Below are 15,408 nucleotides of genomic sequence, written 5' to 3'. Positions count from 1 at the left end.
GCATCGTCGCGTCAGCGTTGCGGTTCCCGTCAGGGTGCCGTAGGCATAGCAATAGCGCTGCGGAGCAATAATGCACGGGGCCAGAAGGCTTTTTTCAATAGCCCAGGCGTCTTACCCTAGCCTGAAACAACTATGTCTAATAACTAATGGTGCAACATCCAAGGTCGCCCACAAGATTGGGAGCGATATTTTGGCGAGTTTGGATCAGAATTTGAGTGCTGTTCACGCTTGATCAGTTTGGGTTCTCTTCCCCCCTTTGAAATAGGCAAAGAGCTGGAAAGCTGAACCATGGGAACTGAAATGAGACGTTTCCCTTCCTGATTGCAAGAAGGACAATAGGCCGGATCTCGATATTGAGATAAGGGCCGCCATACCTCAAACTCCCCACAGGTTTGACACTTAAACTCATACAGCGGCATCTTCCTATTCCACCCCCTTGAACGAGGCATCGGATAACATTCACCTAGGGAGAATATCTATGTCGAAGATTTGCGTAGGAACAGCCACCGTACAGCAAGCATTGGGAATATCGACGATCCCACTCACTCTGCCCTCCACCGGTGCAGAACTGAGCAGCAGATAAGCTTGTTCTCCCGTAAAGCCGAATTTTTTCAGATATTCGATGGCATTTAAGCAGGCGCGTCGATAGGCAATGTGAACATCCATATAATGCTGCTTACCTGTAAGCTCGTCCACAGAAATGCCCTCAAACACAAGGTATTCCGAGTAACGTGGCTCAACAGGGCCGGGCTTAAAAATGGGGTTAACCAATCCGTACTTCTCAACACCACCCTTGATTAGATCGACGTGGAGATCGATGTAGCCCGACATCTCAATAGCGCCACAAAAAGAGATCTCCCCATCCCCTTGCGAGAAGTGAATATCTCCCATCGACAGCTTGGCACCCTCCACGTAAACCGGGAAGTAGATCCGTGTTCCTTTAGACAGGTTTTTAATATCGCAATTACCGCCGTGCTCTCGCGGGGGCACCGTCCGAGCCGCTTCAGCAGCAACCCGCTCATACTCTGACTTGGGCAAAGTTCCCAAAATTGCGTTCTTGGGATTGGGCAAGGCGGCCAGCACAGGCTGATTGCCGGATAGCCCCGCGCCGTAAGTGCGCAAATCGGGAGCCGAAGCGACCAGCTCAGCTTCCCGCTTATTCCAAGCCGCCAGCAACTCGTGAGATGGGGCACAGCCAATGAGGCCGGGGTGAATGATGCCGGCAAAGCGCACATGGGGAATGTGTCTGGAAGTGGTGTAAATGCCTTGAAAATCCCAGATGGCTTTGGCCGCGTTGGGAAAATGATCGGTGAGGAATCCCCCTCCATTTTCTTTGGCAAAAATACCTGTAAACCCCCACTCGTCTCCCGGCAGTGGCCCAATGTCTAACAGATCGACAACCAGGATATCTCCAGGCTGGGCGCCGTTAACCCAAATAGGCCCACTCAAAACATGGACAACGCTTAGGTCAACCTGCTCAATGTCGGAAGGATCATCGTTGTTTTTGATTTGCCCATCCGTCCAGTCTTTACACTCAATTCGGAATACCTCGCCAGGGTTTACAGAAACCACAGCGGGAATATCAGGATGCCAGCGGTTGTGACCCGGTAGATCCTGTTGATCCATTGGCTTAGTCAGGTCAACTTTAAACAGCGTTTTGGGCATGGGATCCTATCCTTGAGTCATCACTCTGCGGTCAGACTTTGAATGCACAAAAGCCTATCTCCAATAGAGAAGCTAATACTGTAGTAAGAGCTACAATTCATAGTGCTGTTATCTACAATTACCGCGAAGAGATGCTGCGGCAGAACATGATCCAGCGCCTGGCCGAGATGAGCGTCACCTACGGGCGCATCTCTCCTCAAGAGTTGGAACAACGGCGAGCAGCCCTAGCCCAAGAACGAGCGGCAGGATCTTCCTTCTCAAGCTGCCCCCGGCCTCGTCTAATGCTGGATCCCGCCCATCAGCAGCCCTAGCTGCTCTTCGGTGGCCTCTTCAGGCGTGAGTTCTCCCACCAGGTGGCCCTCATGGATCACCAAAATGCGATCCGACAAGCTGATCACCTCATTCAAATCCGCCGACACCAGCAGCACCCCCATGCCCTGATCCCGCGCCTGCAGGATGCGCCGATGAATGGCCTCGATGGCCCCCACATCCACCCCCCGCGTCGGTTGGGCAGCCACCAGCACCTTGGATCCACAGGAAAGCTCCCGCCCCACAACGATCTTCTGGGCATTGCCCCCAGAATAGCGGCGGGCCGTCAACACGGCCGTCGGCTGGCTTTTCTTTAGAAAGGGACATTCAGGCCCTTTCTTGAGCTCCCCGGCATCTGGGATCCTCAAGTTCTGAAAACTCCACTGCCCTCCATTGCCGCAACCGGCTAGTTGAGCGCCTGCACCTGATCCAGGAAGTCTGCCACCGTCAGGGATCCCAGCTCCTGTCCATGGCGCTGGCGCACGCTCACCGTTCCTGCCGCCTGTTCCTGTTCCCCCACGATCAGCATGAAAGGGATCCGGGCCTTCTCGGCATTGCGGATTTTTTTGGGCAAACGATCGCTGTCGGCATCGATGTGGACGCGGATCCCCTGCTCTCGCAGCTGATCCCGCACCTGGGTGGCGTAGCCCAGATACTGATCGGAAACGGGCAAAATACGCACCTGTTCCGGGGCCAGCCAGAAGGGAAAATCCCCAGCGTATTCTTCGATGAGGATCCCAATCAGCCGCTCCAGCGAGCCAAAGGGAGCGCGGTGGATCATCACCGGGCGTTGCCGGGATCCGTCCTCAGCTACGTATTGCAGATCAAAGCGCTGTGGGTTTTGGTAATCCACCTGCACCGTGCCCAGTTGCCACTCCCGATCCAGGGCGTCGCGGAAAATAAAATCCAGCTTTGGCCCATAGAAGGCTGCTTCGCCGATCCCTTCAAAATGGGGCATCGAGAGCTTCTCTACAGCGCGACGGATGGCATTCTCGGCCCTGTCCCAGTCCTCAGGGGATCCCAGATATTTGTCAGACTTGGGATCCCGGAAGCTGAGGCGGGCGCGAAAATCCTTGAGCTTGAGCTTATCGAAAACCACCAAAATGAGATCGACAACCTTGAGAAACTCCTCCTCCAATTGATCGGGGCGAACAAACAAATGGGCATCGTCCACCGTAAAGCCACGCACTCGCGTCAGACCTCCCAATTCCCCCGATTGCTCATAGCGATAGACGGTGCCGAATTCGGCATATCGTAGGGGCAAATCGCGGTAGGATCGCAGCTCGGATTTGTAGATTTGGATGTGAAAAGGACAGTTCATCGGCTTCATGACAAAGCCCTGTTCGGCTGCGCGATCCTGCTCATTCTCCGCCATCATGGGGAACATATCTTCCCGGTACTTTTGCCAGTGGCCGGAGATCTTGAACAAGTCCACACGGGCAATATGAGGGGTAACCACCGGCAGGTAGCCCCGCTTGAGCTGCTCCTGCTTGAGAAAATCCTCCAGCACCCAGCGTAGGGTAGTTCCTTTCGGAGTCCAAAGGGGCAAGCCCGGACCCACTTCATCGGAAAACAGGAAGAGACCCAGTTCTTTGCCCAGCTTGCGGTGATCCCGCCGTTTGGCCTCCTCCAGCCGCCGCTTGTATTCCTTCAGCTCCTCTGGGGTCTCCCAGGCGGTGCCGTAGATGCGTTGGAGCTGCGGCTTGGTCTCGTCCCCCCGCCAATAGGCGCCGGCCACGCTGAGCAGATCGAAAGCTTTGGGGTTGAGCTCTTGGGTGTTTTCCACGTGGGGACCGGCACAGAGATCCCACCATTCATTCCCCAAGTGGTAAATGCTGATGACCTCCCCTTCGGGAATGCTGTCTAAGATCTCCAGCTTGTAGGGTTCTCCGAGGGCTTCGATGCGGCGCCTGGCCTCTTCACGGCTCACCTCCTCGCGGATCACCGGCAGGCCCTTTTTGATGATTGCCTGCATCTCTTTTTTGATGCGATCCAGATCTTCCGGCGTGAAGGGCTCGGGATGGTCAAAATCGTAGTAGAAGCCGTAGTCGGTTGTGGGGCCGATGGTCACCTGGGCCTTGGGAAACAGCTTTTGCACCGCCATAGCCAGGACATGGGAAGTGGTGTGGCGGATGCGCTCCAGTTTGGGAGACTCGTGAGTGCGCAGCAGTTTGAGGGTGCTGTTGGCCTTCTGAGGTGATTCGGCTGGCTGAGACATCGGAACCTACTTTGAAACAAACAAATCAAATACTGTGTCCCTATCTTAGGCTGGGGCGAGAGCGGCAGGGATCCCCAGCTAATCAATTCCCCTGTTTGCCGAGTCAACCGCGAACCTCACCTCACGACTCGGCCCGGAACAAGGGGGGAAAGTACACAGTATCCTAAAGGGGTTGACCCCCTTACCCGAGCCATGATCTCTTCGCCCACCAACTTCACGGAACGCTCTGTCGCCTCTGCTCCCCCAGTTTCCGAAACCGGCCCGGCTTCTCGTCCTGAATCTTGGGCGGCCCCCGTTCTGGCCGCCATCGATGTGGGCAGCAACTCTCTCCACATGGTGGTGGTGCGCATCAATCCCCGTATCCCCAGCTTCACCCTCATCTCCCGCGAAAAAGCCACCGTCCGGCTGGGGGAGTTTTGCAGCCAGACGGGCGCCCTCACGCCTGCAGCCATGGAGCGGGCCCGGACGGCTCTGGAACGGTTTTGCCGTATTGCTGAGAGCTTTCAGGTGCAGGATATTGTTGCCGTGGCTACCAGTGCTGTGCGCGAGGCCCCCAATGGGCTGGAGTTTTTGAAGCGGATTGAACGGGAGCTGGGCCTGCGGGTGGAGTTAATCTCGGGGCAGGAAGAGGCCCGCCGTATCTACCTGGGGGTGCTCTCGGCGATGGAGTTCCACAACCGGCTGCACGCGGTGGTGGATATTGGTGGCGGCTCCACCGAGCTGATTTTGGGCAATGGCCAAGAGCCGGAGTTTCTGCGCAGCGTCAAGGTAGGGGCAGTGCGTCTGACCCAGGCTTTTTTGCACCACGACCCGCCCACTTCTGCCGAACTGCAAGCCCTGCGCCAGCACATCCGCGGCATGCTGGAATCCCCCATCGAGCAGATGAAGCGGATCTTTGCCTCTTCACAACAACAGGGATCCCTGCCTTTGGTGGGCACCTCTGGCACCGTCGAGTGCCTGGCCCAGTTGGATGCCCGCCGTCGGTTGGGCGCTCTCCCCCATCGCCTGCAGGGGTATGAGTTCAGCCTGGAAGCCCTGCGCGGCTACATCAAAGAGCTGCGCTCCCTCACGGTGGCCGAACGGCAAAAGCTGCCCGGCCTGGGGGAAAGGCGGGGGGAGATCATCCTAGCCGGGGCGGTCATCTTGGAAGAAGTGATGACCCTGCTGGGGGTGGAGCGGATCCAGTTTTGCGAACGGGCTCTGCGGGAAGGGCTGATCGTGGACTGGATGATCGGCCAAGGGCTGATTGAGGATCGGCTGCGCTACCACAGCTCGGTGCGGCGGCGCAGTGTGCTCAAGCTGGCGGAAAAATATCAGGTGGAGCTGCCCTATGCCGAACGGGTGGCCGAATTTGCCCTCAGCCTTTTCGATCAAACCCGCGGCATCCTGCATGGCTGGGGATCCCGGGAGCGGGCTCTTCTCTGGGCGGCGGCCATGCTGCACAACTGCGGCCACTTCATCAGCCATGCCGCCCACCACAAGCACTCCTACTACCTGATCCGCCATGGAGAACTCTTGGGCTTCAACGAAGAAGAGGTGGAGGTGATCGCCAACTTGGCCCGCTACCACCGCAAGTCGCCCCCCAAGAAGAAGCACGAGAACTTCCAGCGCCTCAGCGACGAGCGGGATCGCCAAGTGGTGCTGGAACTGAGCCCCCTGCTGCGCATAGCCTGTGCTTTGGATCGCCGCCGCCTGCAGGCCATTCAAGCCCTGCACTGCCGTTTTCAGCTCCTGGGAGAAGGCCCCCGCCGCATGGAGTTGATTTTGGATCCCAGGCATCCCAAGGACGACTGTGCCCTAGAGTTGTGGAGCTTAAACGAGAAGAAAAAAGTCTTCGAGCAACAGTTCAACCTGCAGGTAATCCCCAAGCTCTCTACCCAGATCCAGCGCAGCGCCGATCCCTTTGAGGCAGCAGTTTAGCCTTCTCGGGGATCCTAGCTAAGGGGCGATGGTAATGGGCGAGGGGCTGGTTTGGGTGGTCTTTTGGCCCCCTCTTTGCAAAATCACCTCGATGATGCCGTTGTTGACCGGCTGCATGTTGAAGGGCAACTGCTGCTGGGTTTCGTATAGGCCCGGCGCCACCTCCCGCATTTCGACTTCCGGCGTTACCCCAACAATCCGAAAAGCAGCCCGCCCCCCCGGATCCCCTCGCATGGTGACTTTGAGAATTTCTCCCATGCGCAGATTGGTGCTGTTGGTGGTGACACTGAAAATCTGGGGCAGTCCCGTGGCGACGGGTGCGGAAACCGGCTGAATGGTGGAGCGGGTTCCTCTGGAGCCATCGATGGAAAAAGGAAAAATCTCCCGATGTTCCTGGCTGAGGCCGTCCTTGGTGAGCACAATCCGCAAGGTGGGATTGTTGGCCTGGTGGGTGGGGGCTACCACGTAGGTGCCTTCGTAGTGGTTGGGTCGTACCTCCCGCATCGGCTGGTTCAGGGCCAGATTCCCCAGATCAAACTGGGCGATCCCTCCAGATTCCCCCCAAATGGCAATGGTGAGAATGTCCCCTTCCACCAAGTCGCGCTGGGGATCCAAGCGAATGGCCTCAATGCGCGGATAGCGATTGCCGGCTGCAGTCAAAGGGGCAGGGGACGGCTGCGGCAGAGGAGCCGGGGGCGGAAATACTGATTCCACTGGCGGAGGAGCAACATTGCCCAAGGCCAGTTGAGGTAGCCGCCGTTGAACGCGGGTACTGACGCCATTGAGGGTCAACTGAATACTGATGTCGGGGCCAAAGACGGCATCCTGAGGACCAAGGCTATAAACTGCGCGGTAGTAGCCGGGCTGCACCTCCTGCATCGGCAGGCCCTGAACCACGCCGCCGATATCAACCGTAGCCCTGCCGTTGGGAGTGGCCTGCGCTTCAATGGTCAAGGTTCCCCCTGCAGGAACACTTCCTCCCTCGGGAGTGATCCGCGTTTGGAAGATTTCGGGTTGGACAGTCTCGGCCACCCGGGCTGGGGAGGGACGCAACTGGGCCACAGGGGGTGGCAAGGGCGGAAGCTGACCGCGATACACCAGGGCCTGATGCAACAACACCGCCCCTTCTGCTCGCCTCAGCACGCGATTGGGCTGAAGACGAGCTGGATCCGGCACATTCACCAGCAGCCCCGCTTCGCCTGCCATGGCCACAAAAGCCCGCCCTACCTCCGGCACATCAGCCGCATCGGTGTACAGAGCCATCCAGCGCTCAATGTCGGCCTGGGTGGGAGCAGGCAATTGCAGAGCCCGCACCAAAATGGCCAGGGCTTCCAGGTGGGTGATATCCCCTTGCGGGCGAAACTCGTTGCCCTCGTATAGGCGCATGGCCCCCGCCTGCAGCACGGCTTGGGCAGTCCAATAGTCGGGGGTGTTGGGCTCCAGGTCGCGAATCTCCTGCACCTGGTTGGGATTGGGAATGTAGCCGAAAAACTCCGTCAGCCACTGGGCCAATTCCAGACGGGTCAGGGTGGCTGACAGGGGTTCTTGGGTGATCACCACATCTGTCTGACGTTCCAGAGCCGCCACGTAGGGGTCGGTCCAGGCCAGCGAGGCTTGCTGCTCCACCCCTTGGGACCAAGCCGGCAAGCTGACACCCGACCAGCCCAGCGTCCAACACAAGCTCAGAGCTAGGGGCCACGAGCACCGCATAGCTGTCACTCCTGTTCCAACAACATCCCCTCAGGGCCAGCTTATCTCAAACTTCCGCCCCATCCTCAAGCCCTCGATGCCCCTTGGGATTGCGCCCTTTGGCAGTGAGATTCTGAAAACTCGGGTAAGAAGGTTCGCCGCAGGGATCCCTTAGGAGATTTTACCTATGCAAGACGGGATCCGGCTTGGCAGCAAAGGGGCTAAGCGAATGTCTTGCAACTTTGCAACTTGTAGTTGTGCATCCAAATCCTTATCATTGTGTTATAGACTCAGAAAGTTCAGAAAGCACTTTTGCCCCTACCCTAGGGAGGAGTTTCATGGCTGGCAGCACCGGAGAGCGACCTTTTGTCGATATCATTACCAGTGTCCGCTACTGGGTTATTCACGCCCTGACCATTCCCGCTTTGTTTTTGGCAGGCTGGCTTTTTGTGAGCACTGGCCTGGCCTATGATATTTTTGGCACCCCGCGCCCCAATGAGTATTTCACGGCAGAGCGCCAGGAGTTGCCGATCGTTAGCGATCGCTTCAATGCTCTGGAGGAGCTGGAGAGGCTGACTCGCTAGGAGTGCCCGTGGGTAAGTGGACTATTCGTTGTTGCAATTTGTAAGTTGATTGAGCTTTTTGCGTAGGGTGATATCTATGGCCACTAAATCTGATGAACCCGTTTTTTACCCTGTTTTTACCGTCCGTTGGCTGGCGGTACATACCTTGGCGATCCCAACTGTTTTCTTCTTGGGAGCTATTGCTGCAATGCAGTTTATTCAACGGTGAACCCAATGGCTGATCAACCCGAAAGGAATCCCAACTCCCAACCTGTCGAGCTAAACCGCACTTCCCTTTACTTGGGTTTGCTGCTGGTGTTTGTGGTTGGGCTGTTGTTCTCCAGCTATTTTCTCAACTGAGGCCAGGATCCCACTCTGCTCTTGGAGTTGGGAAAGAGCGCAGGGGGCAATGCTGGCTTTTGGCTAGCCCTTGCTCCCCTTTGCTAAGTTTACTGAGAATGTAATTGCTGCTAGTTCTGTCTTTTTTGGAGACCAGTTGCTATGACCAGTCAAGCAAGGATCCCTTTGTGGATAGTGGCTGTGGTTGCCGGTTTGGGTGTGATCACGGTAGTTGGGCTCTTTTTCTATGGCTCCTATGTGGGCCTAGGCTCTAGTCTGTAGGTTGGAGGTTTTCGGTCTGGTAGTAGCCCCCAATAGGTAGGGGTAAAGGGTCCCATGGTTTTTACGACCTAGCCGAATTCAGTTAGGCTTTGTTGACCCATGGCCAGTGTATCTACCACTTTTTTCGGGGCTACCTACCACAGCGCAATATCGATCCCTTGCCCAGCAGGGATCCCACTTCATTGCAGACCTTAATACTCAACTTAATACTCAATACACAGTCCGAAAAAGCTGCCGCTATTCCTCACCACTGGTTACAACCAGGCGGTGAATCTGGACTTCTCTCTTCTCCCCCTGGAGAGGGTGAAGTTCGCGTTAGCAGGTCAGGGATCATGGGCAAGAGCGCGAATTGCTGAGGACAGGTTCTGCGAGGGAATGTCTCAAACTTATGTCTCAAACTTATTTAGAAGAGCTATCTCTGTGTTAAGCGAGCATGAACTTTTTTAACGATCCGGGTGGTGGTTGCCGAGAGGGTAACTTAGGCCCCGTAGAATGAATCGCAAAATTCCAGGCAGGACATTCGGACATGGATTACATTCGCACCTTTAACGACGATCCCTGCGAGGGGCATCTTTCGACGCCCATCAGCGATTCTCCTGTCACCCGTCTGTTTATCAACAATCTCCCCATCAACCGTCCTGGCTTATCGCCGCTGTTGCGGGGTCTAGAAATTGGGCTGGCCCATGGCTATTTCTTGGTAGGGCCAGAAATTGTGCTGGGGCCGCTGCGGGATTACCCTGAGGCAGCTAACTTAGGCGGGCTGGTTACGGCGATGGCGATTGTGCTGCTGGGAACCGCCTGCATGTCGGCCTATGGCAGCGTTACCTTCGGAAACAAGCCGGAAACACCGGGGGCCGCTCCTCTGGCTACAGCTCGGGGTTGGGGGGATCTGACGGCAGGATTTTTCTTGGGAGGTATGGGTGGAGTGTTTGCTGCCTATTTCCTGCTGGAGAACTTTGCCGGGATCGACGCCATCTTTCGAGGGCTGGTAAATTAGTTGTCAAGTTTGTCAAGTCACTTGAGAGGAGCAAAATCATGACCGGTTCTTACGCTGCTGCTTATCTTCCTTGGATTTTTATCCCCATTGTTGGTTGGCTGCTTCCTGCAGTGGGCATGGCAGTGCTTTTTTTGTACATTGAGCGGGACTAGTCCCGGAGTGCTTTGATACTCACTAGTGCTGATTAATTTCAATTATTTCAGGCTAGAGATCAACCCCAGATATTGAGGCAGGGATCCCTTTTTTAGGGATCCCTCTCTTTTGGTCAGGATGATTTCCATCCGCGCTACCAGAGTCCCGAAAGGCGAAGGCTGTCCCCTCACCTCTTTTTTTTAGGAAGGGAGCATTTCCAAAGGACTTTAGATTGGAGCAGGATCCGGCGAGCTGATCCCAAGCCAACAAGGGGAAGGGCAGCTTCCGCAACACCCTTGCAACTTCAACGAGAAGGAGGAGTCGATGGCCAGCCTTAACTTTCCAACCCTGCGTATTGGGGATCCCATTCAAGAGGGCAGTTTCCAGGTTTTCCCTCTCTTTTCTCAGGGGGAGCAGGAAGTTGCCTATCGCCTTCCAGAACTGCAAACCAAGGAAGCAACCATCACCGAGGTGAGCGAGGCCGGAGCAGTACCTCACCTGGTTGTGGAAAACCACAGTGAGTTCCTATTGCTGCTGGGAGTACCGAGCAGAGTCCCAGCGGGGCGACCAAGGCTCAGCTCTGTTCCATGACGGGAAGGTGGTTTATCTTTCAGCAGTCTCTCGGCAGTAGTGCCAGGCTTCTCACCTAAGCTGGTTCCCCCTTTGGGGGATCCCTAGAAACTGGAAAAAACTGGAAAAAACTGGAAACGAGTCAACTCCAGAACCGCTTGCATGGCTGCCTGGCGGCCTTGGCGGTACTGCTCCCACCGCTCGCTAACGGAGATGGGATCCCCGACGGTCACGTGAACCCCCCGCCAGCCTAGGCGAGGGCGGGCCGGGTAGGATTCCCCTCGAAGGCGGGCCAGCACATCAAATAGAATGAGGGCAGTTTCTGCCAGCCGCTCAAAAGAGGGTTTGCTCAGCAAATACTCTTCCTGGACGGCTACACAGCTTTCCACCAAGCGCATGTGCTGCAGGTAGAGCGTTGCCTGGTGGGCTTTCCAGTCGAGCAACCCCCGCTGCAGGGGAGACAGGGATCCAGGATGCCGCAATTCTTCTCGGTAAATCTGGATCCAGGCGACTTCTTCAATGCGGCGGCAGCGGCTGTTCCAATCCCCCTGGGGAGATAGGCCAAAGTAGGTCTCTGCGGTTTCCAGGGCTCTGTGGAGCAGCCGCTCCAGGCGAGCGTTAAAGTGGCCAGGGGCTAGCCTCTGCTCTATCCGTGGTTCTTCTTCATCTCTCCCAGAGATGAAGGGAGGTAGGTCGTAGAAAGCTTCCAGTTGTCCCAGGAGATGCTGGGCTAGGCGGCAGATCCGCTGGGTGTAGCGAAGGTTGGGGCTCCTGGAGGATCTTGGCTCTGGCTTCGGAGGCGTCAACCCACTCAGGTGCTCAAGGCGCGCCAGCAGGCGCTCCAGCTTCGTCCAGGAGGGATCCGTGTAGTAGTACCGAATGCCAATGGGCAGCAAAATGACGGTCTCTGAGCGACCAGCTTTGGCCAGGTCCTCGGCGCACCAAAAGCACAGCTGAGCCATTCCCGGTTCCAGGGGATTGATCCGTTCGCTGTGGCCGTTGGTGGCTCCTTCTGGGGCGATTGCAAAGGGAAATTGCCCATCCAGGAGCAGTTGCCGGGCCGCCTTTAGCGCCACCCGATCCACCCTCCGACCGCGGCGTATAGGGATCCCGCCCAGGCGAGACAACAGCCACCCCAGCCATTCCCCTCCCCAGAGGGGCATGCCCCGGTCGTAGAGAAAATGGGCGTGAAGGGGTTCTCGAAGGCGGATCCCTTGTCGACGGGCGGCTTCGGGCACCAGGCGAGATAGAACGTACAGGCCCACCAGCGGGTCATCCACCTCCACATGTCGGAAAGCCAGGACTAGGCGAATTTGACCCTCCTGGAACTGGTGGTAGAGCCGCGCCAAGATCTCCGCCCCTGTGGCCTCGATTTTGGCAATGCCGGAAGGAAGCCAGCGCCGCACCCTCACCCGCAAGAGCAGGGGCAGGATCCCGTGGACGAGCCGTAGCACCCAGGCGCTATAGGCGGGCGGAATAAAGTCGAGGGGAGGACGGGCAAAATGGGGCGGTGGTGACAAGAGCAAGATTTGTTCCCAAGGTAGCTCAAGAGAAGAAGTGTAGTTAAACGCAAATCAGATTCATATCCCATCGCTCAGATTATTCATCAAGTCGCTACAGAGATCACTGGATATGCAGCCATTCTCAATCAATAATCAATATCAACAATATCAATGATTGAGATCCTTCCCCTGAGACCCCACGCCGTCGGCGCAACCGCTCTCTACTCTCCTCAAGCCCCCGACCCCTCTCTCACAAGGGGAGATGAGAGTTGGGAATCGTGGCCATGTCGTGCCCTTTACATTGCTTTCTTTGTCTTCCGTTGCAGTGAAGACGCTCTCTTCTCTCTACTTTCGTCTCTTAACTCAAGGTGGCTACAGGCTGGGCCTCTGCCAAGAGCGCCTGAGTTTGCAGGTCGGTGATGGTGACCAACAAGCGCCGCGAGCTATCAATGGCAAATTCGACGCGAAGGCGATCCTCTCCCACGCGGCCAGGGGGCTGCAAACGGGCCAGACAAACCGGTAAGGACTCCGTCTCGCTGAGGCGAATGGGCAGGGATCCAAGAGGAGCTAGGGATCGGAAATCGGTTTGCCGGGTGAGCTGCCGGCTGCTCATCCGCCCCAGCTCGTCGTAAACCACTTCCGATTGGGCCACCTGGGCCACTTCGCCCACCTCCAGGCGAATCTCCGTTTGTCCGTCGTTGGCCACTTGCAGGATCAAGGGCTCAGCCCGTCGGCAGGGATAGGGGCTGCCCTGCTCGAAGAGGGGGTAGTAGATGTAGCTTTTCTGCAAGGGATCCCAGAGGCGGAGGGCATAGCTGTGGTGCAGGCGATCCTCCAGCTTCACCTGGCGGCCCACCTGCAGGGCGCCCAGGGCCACAGCATCGAAGGGGCGTTCGCAGCGCACTTTCTTTTTGCCGAAGTAGGAGCGCAGCAGCTCTTGAACTGCTGGCAGTTGGGAGCTGCCTCCTACCAAGAGCACCTGCTCAATTTGGTTCTTGCCCAATCCCCTCGCCTGGGCGGTGAGGAGAACGTCGTCTAGGCACTGGCGGATTTGATCCAAAAGCTGACGAGCTTCCAGGATCTCTTCCAGCTCCTGCCGGCTTAACTTCAACTCATGGGCAGTGAGGGCTTCGTCGTCAAACCAACTGCCCACCGCTTCCATCTGAGTGGAAAGGGCGATCTTGAGCTGTTCCGCCTGCTCCAGGAGGTTGAGCCAGCCCAGAGCTCCAATTTGCTGTCGGCTTAGCCCCAGTTGCTGCAGTAGGTAGTCGGCAATCCAAATGTCGATGTCCACCCCGCCCACATAGGCATCGGCCTTGGCGATCACCTCCGCTTTGAGGACAGGGCTACCCGCTTGGGGAGCGAGGGTGCGCACCAAGCTGAGATCCAAGGTACCGCCGCCGAAATCCACCACCAGCACTAGGGATCCCGGCTGGCCAACCGCATAGCCCAGGGCTGCTGCCGTGGCTTCATCGACAATTTGAACGGGATCCCAGCCACAGGCACTGGCCACTCCCCGCAGCCAATTGAGGTAGCGCTCAAAAGAGCCGACAGGGGCGGTGAACACCAGCTGTTGCGGCTGCAGGTGTTCTTTCGGGACAGCTTCCATCACCGTCTGCAAAAAAGCTTGGGCCACCCTCTCGGCGTCGTAGCGCTCTCCATCTAGAACTCGCGGCGGAGGGACAAACTCCGCCACCAAGTCCCGCTTAAACCCCTGAAACAGCCGTTGCGGATCCACTGCCCCCCACCGACCGGCGCGCACGGTTTCCCCCACCAGGAGCTGGCCTTTTCCCTTCACGTAGACCAAGCTGGGAATAGCCGAGTGGTCTGGGCGAGAGAGGCCGGGAAGAGTGAGGAGACGGGGCACTGCTTGGGCGGGATCCCAAACTGCCACCACCGTGTTGCTGGTGCCAAAATCAATGGCTAGGGTCGCTTTGGGGGCAGGTGCCATCAGCTCAATCCTCCAGGCAGGGAACGGCTGACTTTGGCTGGGCAGAGGATGTGGTCACCGCGGCGGTAGCCGACAAAGCGAATGTAAACGGGATCCCCCTTTTGAATATCCAGCTGATCCGGTTGATGCAGTTGCGGATCAAAGGGGACGGACTCCAGGGGGTTGCCGATGGGCTCATACCCCCAGCGCTGCAGCAGAGCGTCTAAGGAGCGAAACAGAGCTGTCACGTTTTGGGCCGGCCAATCGGGCTTGCGCTGGGCAATCTGGCGGACAGTGGGGTAGCTGGTCAGCAGCGGCTGCAGCAGAGAGAAGAGGACTTCTGAGGAATCGGTGGCTCCCATTTTGTCATTCCCGTTGAGGCGCAGTAGGGATCCCAAATCCCACTGCAGAGCGGCAGCCAACTTTTGCAGTTGCTCCAGGCGCAGGGATCCCCACTTCCCCTGGCGCACCTGATCAAGGGCGCGGCGGCTGATCCCGGCCTGGGCCTGTAAAGCCCGCCAAGAAGACAGGCCAACAACCCGCATGCGTTCCTGCAGCCAACTATCCAGCGGTCTCTCGGCCATTGGGTTTTGCCAGGGATCCCTACGATCATGCCCCAACTTGGGTCTAGCTCAGGGATCGGCAAGGCGCAGGGAACGGGCTATAGCTTCCACATCTCGGTCATAGCGCTCGCGCCGGCTGGCCGGGTACACGAACTCAAAGCCAGCTTGCAGCGAAGGGCGGACAACTGTTTTGAGATAGAAAATCCGCTGGCCAAAGGGCTCCGCACCGCTGACACGAACGGGCTCGTAGCCGGAGACCACAAAGAAATCCCGGCCAACAGCTTGGTAAGTAACCCGGCGTTGGTTTTCCCGGCTGCGGCGAAGTTCTTCCTGCAGGGCGCTGGCGGGCGTTGCTTGAAAAATGTTGTACCCACCCCAAACGCGCAGCTCAGCCCCGTCTTGACCGAGAAACACTTGGCCATCGCCGTTGTCCGATTCCCCTTGCGGAATGAAGTCTGCCGGGTAGTCGATGCGGTAGCCGAAACGGGCATTGAGATAGGGCCGGAAACCGGCTTGGGCAACGGGAAGGGCGGGGGCGGGAGCAATGACGGGGATCCCCGCTCCTAGGATCAGTCCAGCAAGCAGACAAGCTAGGCGAGCAGCAGACTTCATGGTTTTGATTGCTCTAATCTGTAGCTACAGCCTGTTAAGGGCTCAAGGGGTACAATAGCAGCACTTAGCAAACCAACTTCGGAAGGAGGATGGATTGATCAGTAGTAAAGAAGTCTT

At 57.3% G+C, this 15,408-nt stretch carries 17 protein-coding genes and 1 pseudogene; 9 read left to right on the top strand and 9 right to left on the bottom strand.

Annotation, left to right across the window (positions count from 1 at the left end):
* Positions 1 to 143: 143 nt before the first annotated feature.
* Both ACVW0B_RS11485 and fmdA read right to left on the bottom strand, forming a co-directional pair.
* Complete coding sequence (locus ACVW0B_RS11485) at positions 144 to 419, bottom strand: FmdB family zinc ribbon protein (protein WP_041438561.1); 276 nt, start codon at positions 417 to 419, stop codon at positions 144 to 146.
* A gap of 40 nt (positions 420 to 459) precedes the next feature.
* Positions 460 to 1,665 (bottom strand): formamidase, encoded by a 1,206-nt coding sequence (gene fmdA, locus ACVW0B_RS11480; RefSeq protein ID WP_414341590.1) that lies wholly within the window; start codon positions 1,663 to 1,665, stop codon positions 460 to 462.
* A gap of 146 nt (positions 1,666 to 1,811) precedes the next feature.
* On the opposite strand from fmdA, the gene ACVW0B_RS11475 reads away from it, so the two are divergent.
* Entirely contained in the window at positions 1,812 to 1,976 is a 165-nt protein-coding gene (locus ACVW0B_RS11475; protein ID WP_457491727.1) for a hypothetical protein, read from the top strand.
* Here the strand turns inward: ACVW0B_RS11475 and ACVW0B_RS11470 are convergent.
* Together ACVW0B_RS11470 and thrS are read right to left on the bottom strand one after the other, a co-directional pair.
* A pseudogene (locus ACVW0B_RS11470) lies at positions 1,944 to 2,273 on the bottom strand (heme ABC transporter ATP-binding protein); the annotation flags it as partial. The gene ACVW0B_RS11475 and the pseudogene ACVW0B_RS11470 sit on opposite strands and share 33 nt — an antisense overlap.
* A 107-nt stretch (positions 2,274 to 2,380) precedes the next feature.
* Entirely contained in the window at positions 2,381 to 4,192 is a 1,812-nt protein-coding gene (thrS, locus tag ACVW0B_RS11465) for a threonine--tRNA ligase (RefSeq protein WP_414406755.1), read from the bottom strand.
* 192 nt (positions 4,193 to 4,384) lie between these two features.
* Between thrS and ACVW0B_RS11460 the strand changes: the two genes are divergently transcribed.
* Complete coding sequence (locus tag ACVW0B_RS11460) at positions 4,385 to 6,112, top strand: Ppx/GppA phosphatase family protein (RefSeq protein WP_457491726.1); 1,728 nt, start codon at positions 4,385 to 4,387, stop codon at positions 6,110 to 6,112.
* Positions 6,113 to 6,130: 18 nt separating this feature from the next.
* On the opposite strand, the gene ACVW0B_RS11455 is transcribed toward ACVW0B_RS11460, so the two are convergent.
* Entirely contained in the window at positions 6,131 to 7,822 is a 1,692-nt protein-coding gene (locus ACVW0B_RS11455) for an S-layer homology domain-containing protein (protein WP_457384332.1), read from the bottom strand.
* A gap of 317 nt (positions 7,823 to 8,139) precedes the next feature.
* Between ACVW0B_RS11455 and psbE the strand changes: the two genes are divergently transcribed.
* From psbE to ACVW0B_RS11420, 7 genes are all read left to right on the top strand, one after another.
* Complete coding sequence (gene psbE / locus ACVW0B_RS11450) at positions 8,140 to 8,385, top strand: cytochrome b559 subunit alpha (RefSeq protein ID WP_011433109.1); 246 nt, start codon at positions 8,140 to 8,142, stop codon at positions 8,383 to 8,385.
* A gap of 76 nt (positions 8,386 to 8,461) precedes the next feature.
* Positions 8,462 to 8,593, top strand: a complete 132-nt coding sequence (gene psbF / locus ACVW0B_RS11445; protein WP_011433110.1) for a cytochrome b559 subunit beta — start codon at positions 8,462 to 8,464, stop codon at positions 8,591 to 8,593.
* Positions 8,594 to 8,598: 5 nt separating this feature from the next.
* Positions 8,599 to 8,724, top strand: coding sequence for a photosystem II reaction center protein L (locus ACVW0B_RS11440; protein ID WP_011433111.1), 126 nt, complete (start codon positions 8,599 to 8,601; stop codon positions 8,722 to 8,724).
* Between the two features lie 141 nt (positions 8,725 to 8,865).
* Positions 8,866 to 8,985, top strand: coding sequence for a photosystem II reaction center protein J (locus ACVW0B_RS11435; RefSeq protein WP_011433112.1), 120 nt, complete (start codon positions 8,866 to 8,868; stop codon positions 8,983 to 8,985).
* Between the two features lie 526 nt (positions 8,986 to 9,511).
* Complete coding sequence (locus tag ACVW0B_RS11430) at positions 9,512 to 9,982, top strand: photosystem I reaction center protein subunit XI (protein WP_011433113.1); 471 nt, start codon at positions 9,512 to 9,514, stop codon at positions 9,980 to 9,982.
* 38 nt (positions 9,983 to 10,020) lie between these two features.
* Entirely contained in the window at positions 10,021 to 10,134 is a 114-nt protein-coding gene (locus tag ACVW0B_RS11425; RefSeq protein ID WP_011433114.1) for a photosystem I reaction center subunit VIII, read from the top strand.
* A gap of 304 nt (positions 10,135 to 10,438) precedes the next feature.
* Positions 10,439 to 10,705: an ARPP-1 family domain-containing protein gene (locus ACVW0B_RS11420; RefSeq protein WP_457491725.1), complete on the top strand. Its 267-nt coding sequence runs from the start codon at positions 10,439 to 10,441 to the stop codon at positions 10,703 to 10,705.
* An 83-nt stretch (positions 10,706 to 10,788) separates the two neighbouring features.
* On the opposite strand, the gene ACVW0B_RS11415 is transcribed toward ACVW0B_RS11420, so the two are convergent.
* The 4 genes from ACVW0B_RS11415 to ACVW0B_RS11400 form a co-directional block, all read right to left on the bottom strand.
* Positions 10,789 to 12,210: a 1-acyl-sn-glycerol-3-phosphate acyltransferase gene (locus ACVW0B_RS11415; protein WP_457491724.1), complete on the bottom strand. Its 1,422-nt coding sequence runs from the start codon at positions 12,208 to 12,210 to the stop codon at positions 10,789 to 10,791.
* Positions 12,211 to 12,544: 334 nt separating this feature from the next.
* Positions 12,545 to 14,137 carry an Hsp70 family protein gene (locus ACVW0B_RS11410; protein WP_457491723.1) on the bottom strand — a complete coding sequence of 531 codons (1,593 nt, stop codon included), beginning with the start codon at positions 14,135 to 14,137 and terminating at the stop codon, positions 12,545 to 12,547.
* Positions 14,137 to 14,700 (bottom strand): helix-turn-helix domain-containing protein, encoded by a 564-nt coding sequence (locus ACVW0B_RS11405; RefSeq protein WP_414344372.1) that lies wholly within the window; start codon positions 14,698 to 14,700, stop codon positions 14,137 to 14,139. Before ACVW0B_RS11405 ends, ACVW0B_RS11410 begins: the two co-directional genes overlap by 1 nt.
* Before the next feature lie 48 nt (positions 14,701 to 14,748).
* Positions 14,749 to 15,291 (bottom strand): hypothetical protein, encoded by a 543-nt coding sequence (locus ACVW0B_RS11400; protein ID WP_011433119.1) that lies wholly within the window; start codon positions 15,289 to 15,291, stop codon positions 14,749 to 14,751.
* Positions 15,292 to 15,408 lie beyond the last annotated feature (117 nt).

The sequence above is a fragment of the Thermostichus sp. MS-CIW-23 genome (assembly GCF_054059455.1).
The sequence above is the reverse complement of the archived record's forward strand: the minus strand, read 5'-3'. Positions and strand labels throughout refer to the sequence as shown.

Excerpts from the sequence above, each read along its gene's own strand:
- ACVW0B_RS11410 (WP_457491723.1), bottom strand. The coding sequence starts at position 14,137 with ATGGCACCTGCCCCCAAAGCGACCCTAGCCATTGATTTTGGCACCAGC.
- psbF (WP_011433110.1), top strand. The coding sequence starts at position 8,462 with ATGGCCACTAAATCTGATGAACCCGTTTTTTACCCTGTTTTTACCGTC.
- ACVW0B_RS11405 (WP_414344372.1), bottom strand. The coding sequence starts at position 14,700 with ATGGCCGAGAGACCGCTGGATAGTTGGCTGCAGGAACGCATGCGGGTT.
- psbE (WP_011433109.1), top strand. The coding sequence starts at position 8,140 with ATGGCTGGCAGCACCGGAGAGCGACCTTTTGTCGATATCATTACCAGT.
- ACVW0B_RS11485 (WP_041438561.1), bottom strand. The coding sequence starts at position 419 with ATGCCGCTGTATGAGTTTAAGTGTCAAACCTGTGGGGAGTTTGAGGTA.
- thrS (WP_414406755.1), bottom strand. The coding sequence starts at position 4,192 with ATGTCTCAGCCAGCCGAATCACCTCAGAAGGCCAACAGCACCCTCAAA.
- ACVW0B_RS11425 (WP_011433114.1), top strand. The coding sequence starts at position 10,021 with ATGACCGGTTCTTACGCTGCTGCTTATCTTCCTTGGATTTTTATCCCC.
- ACVW0B_RS11475 (WP_457491727.1), top strand. The coding sequence starts at position 1,812 with ATGATCCAGCGCCTGGCCGAGATGAGCGTCACCTACGGGCGCATCTCT.
- ACVW0B_RS11435 (WP_011433112.1), top strand. The coding sequence starts at position 8,866 with ATGACCAGTCAAGCAAGGATCCCTTTGTGGATAGTGGCTGTGGTTGCC.
- ACVW0B_RS11420 (WP_457491725.1), top strand. The coding sequence starts at position 10,439 with ATGGCCAGCCTTAACTTTCCAACCCTGCGTATTGGGGATCCCATTCAA.
- fmdA (WP_414341590.1), bottom strand. The coding sequence starts at position 1,665 with ATGCCCAAAACGCTGTTTAAAGTTGACCTGACTAAGCCAATGGATCAA.
- ACVW0B_RS11455 (WP_457384332.1), bottom strand. The coding sequence starts at position 7,822 with ATGCGGTGCTCGTGGCCCCTAGCTCTGAGCTTGTGTTGGACGCTGGGC.
- ACVW0B_RS11460 (WP_457491726.1), top strand. The coding sequence starts at position 4,385 with ATGATCTCTTCGCCCACCAACTTCACGGAACGCTCTGTCGCCTCTGCT.
- ACVW0B_RS11400 (WP_011433119.1), bottom strand. The coding sequence starts at position 15,291 with ATGAAGTCTGCTGCTCGCCTAGCTTGTCTGCTTGCTGGACTGATCCTA.
- ACVW0B_RS11430 (WP_011433113.1), top strand. The coding sequence starts at position 9,512 with ATGGATTACATTCGCACCTTTAACGACGATCCCTGCGAGGGGCATCTT.
- ACVW0B_RS11440 (WP_011433111.1), top strand. The coding sequence starts at position 8,599 with ATGGCTGATCAACCCGAAAGGAATCCCAACTCCCAACCTGTCGAGCTA.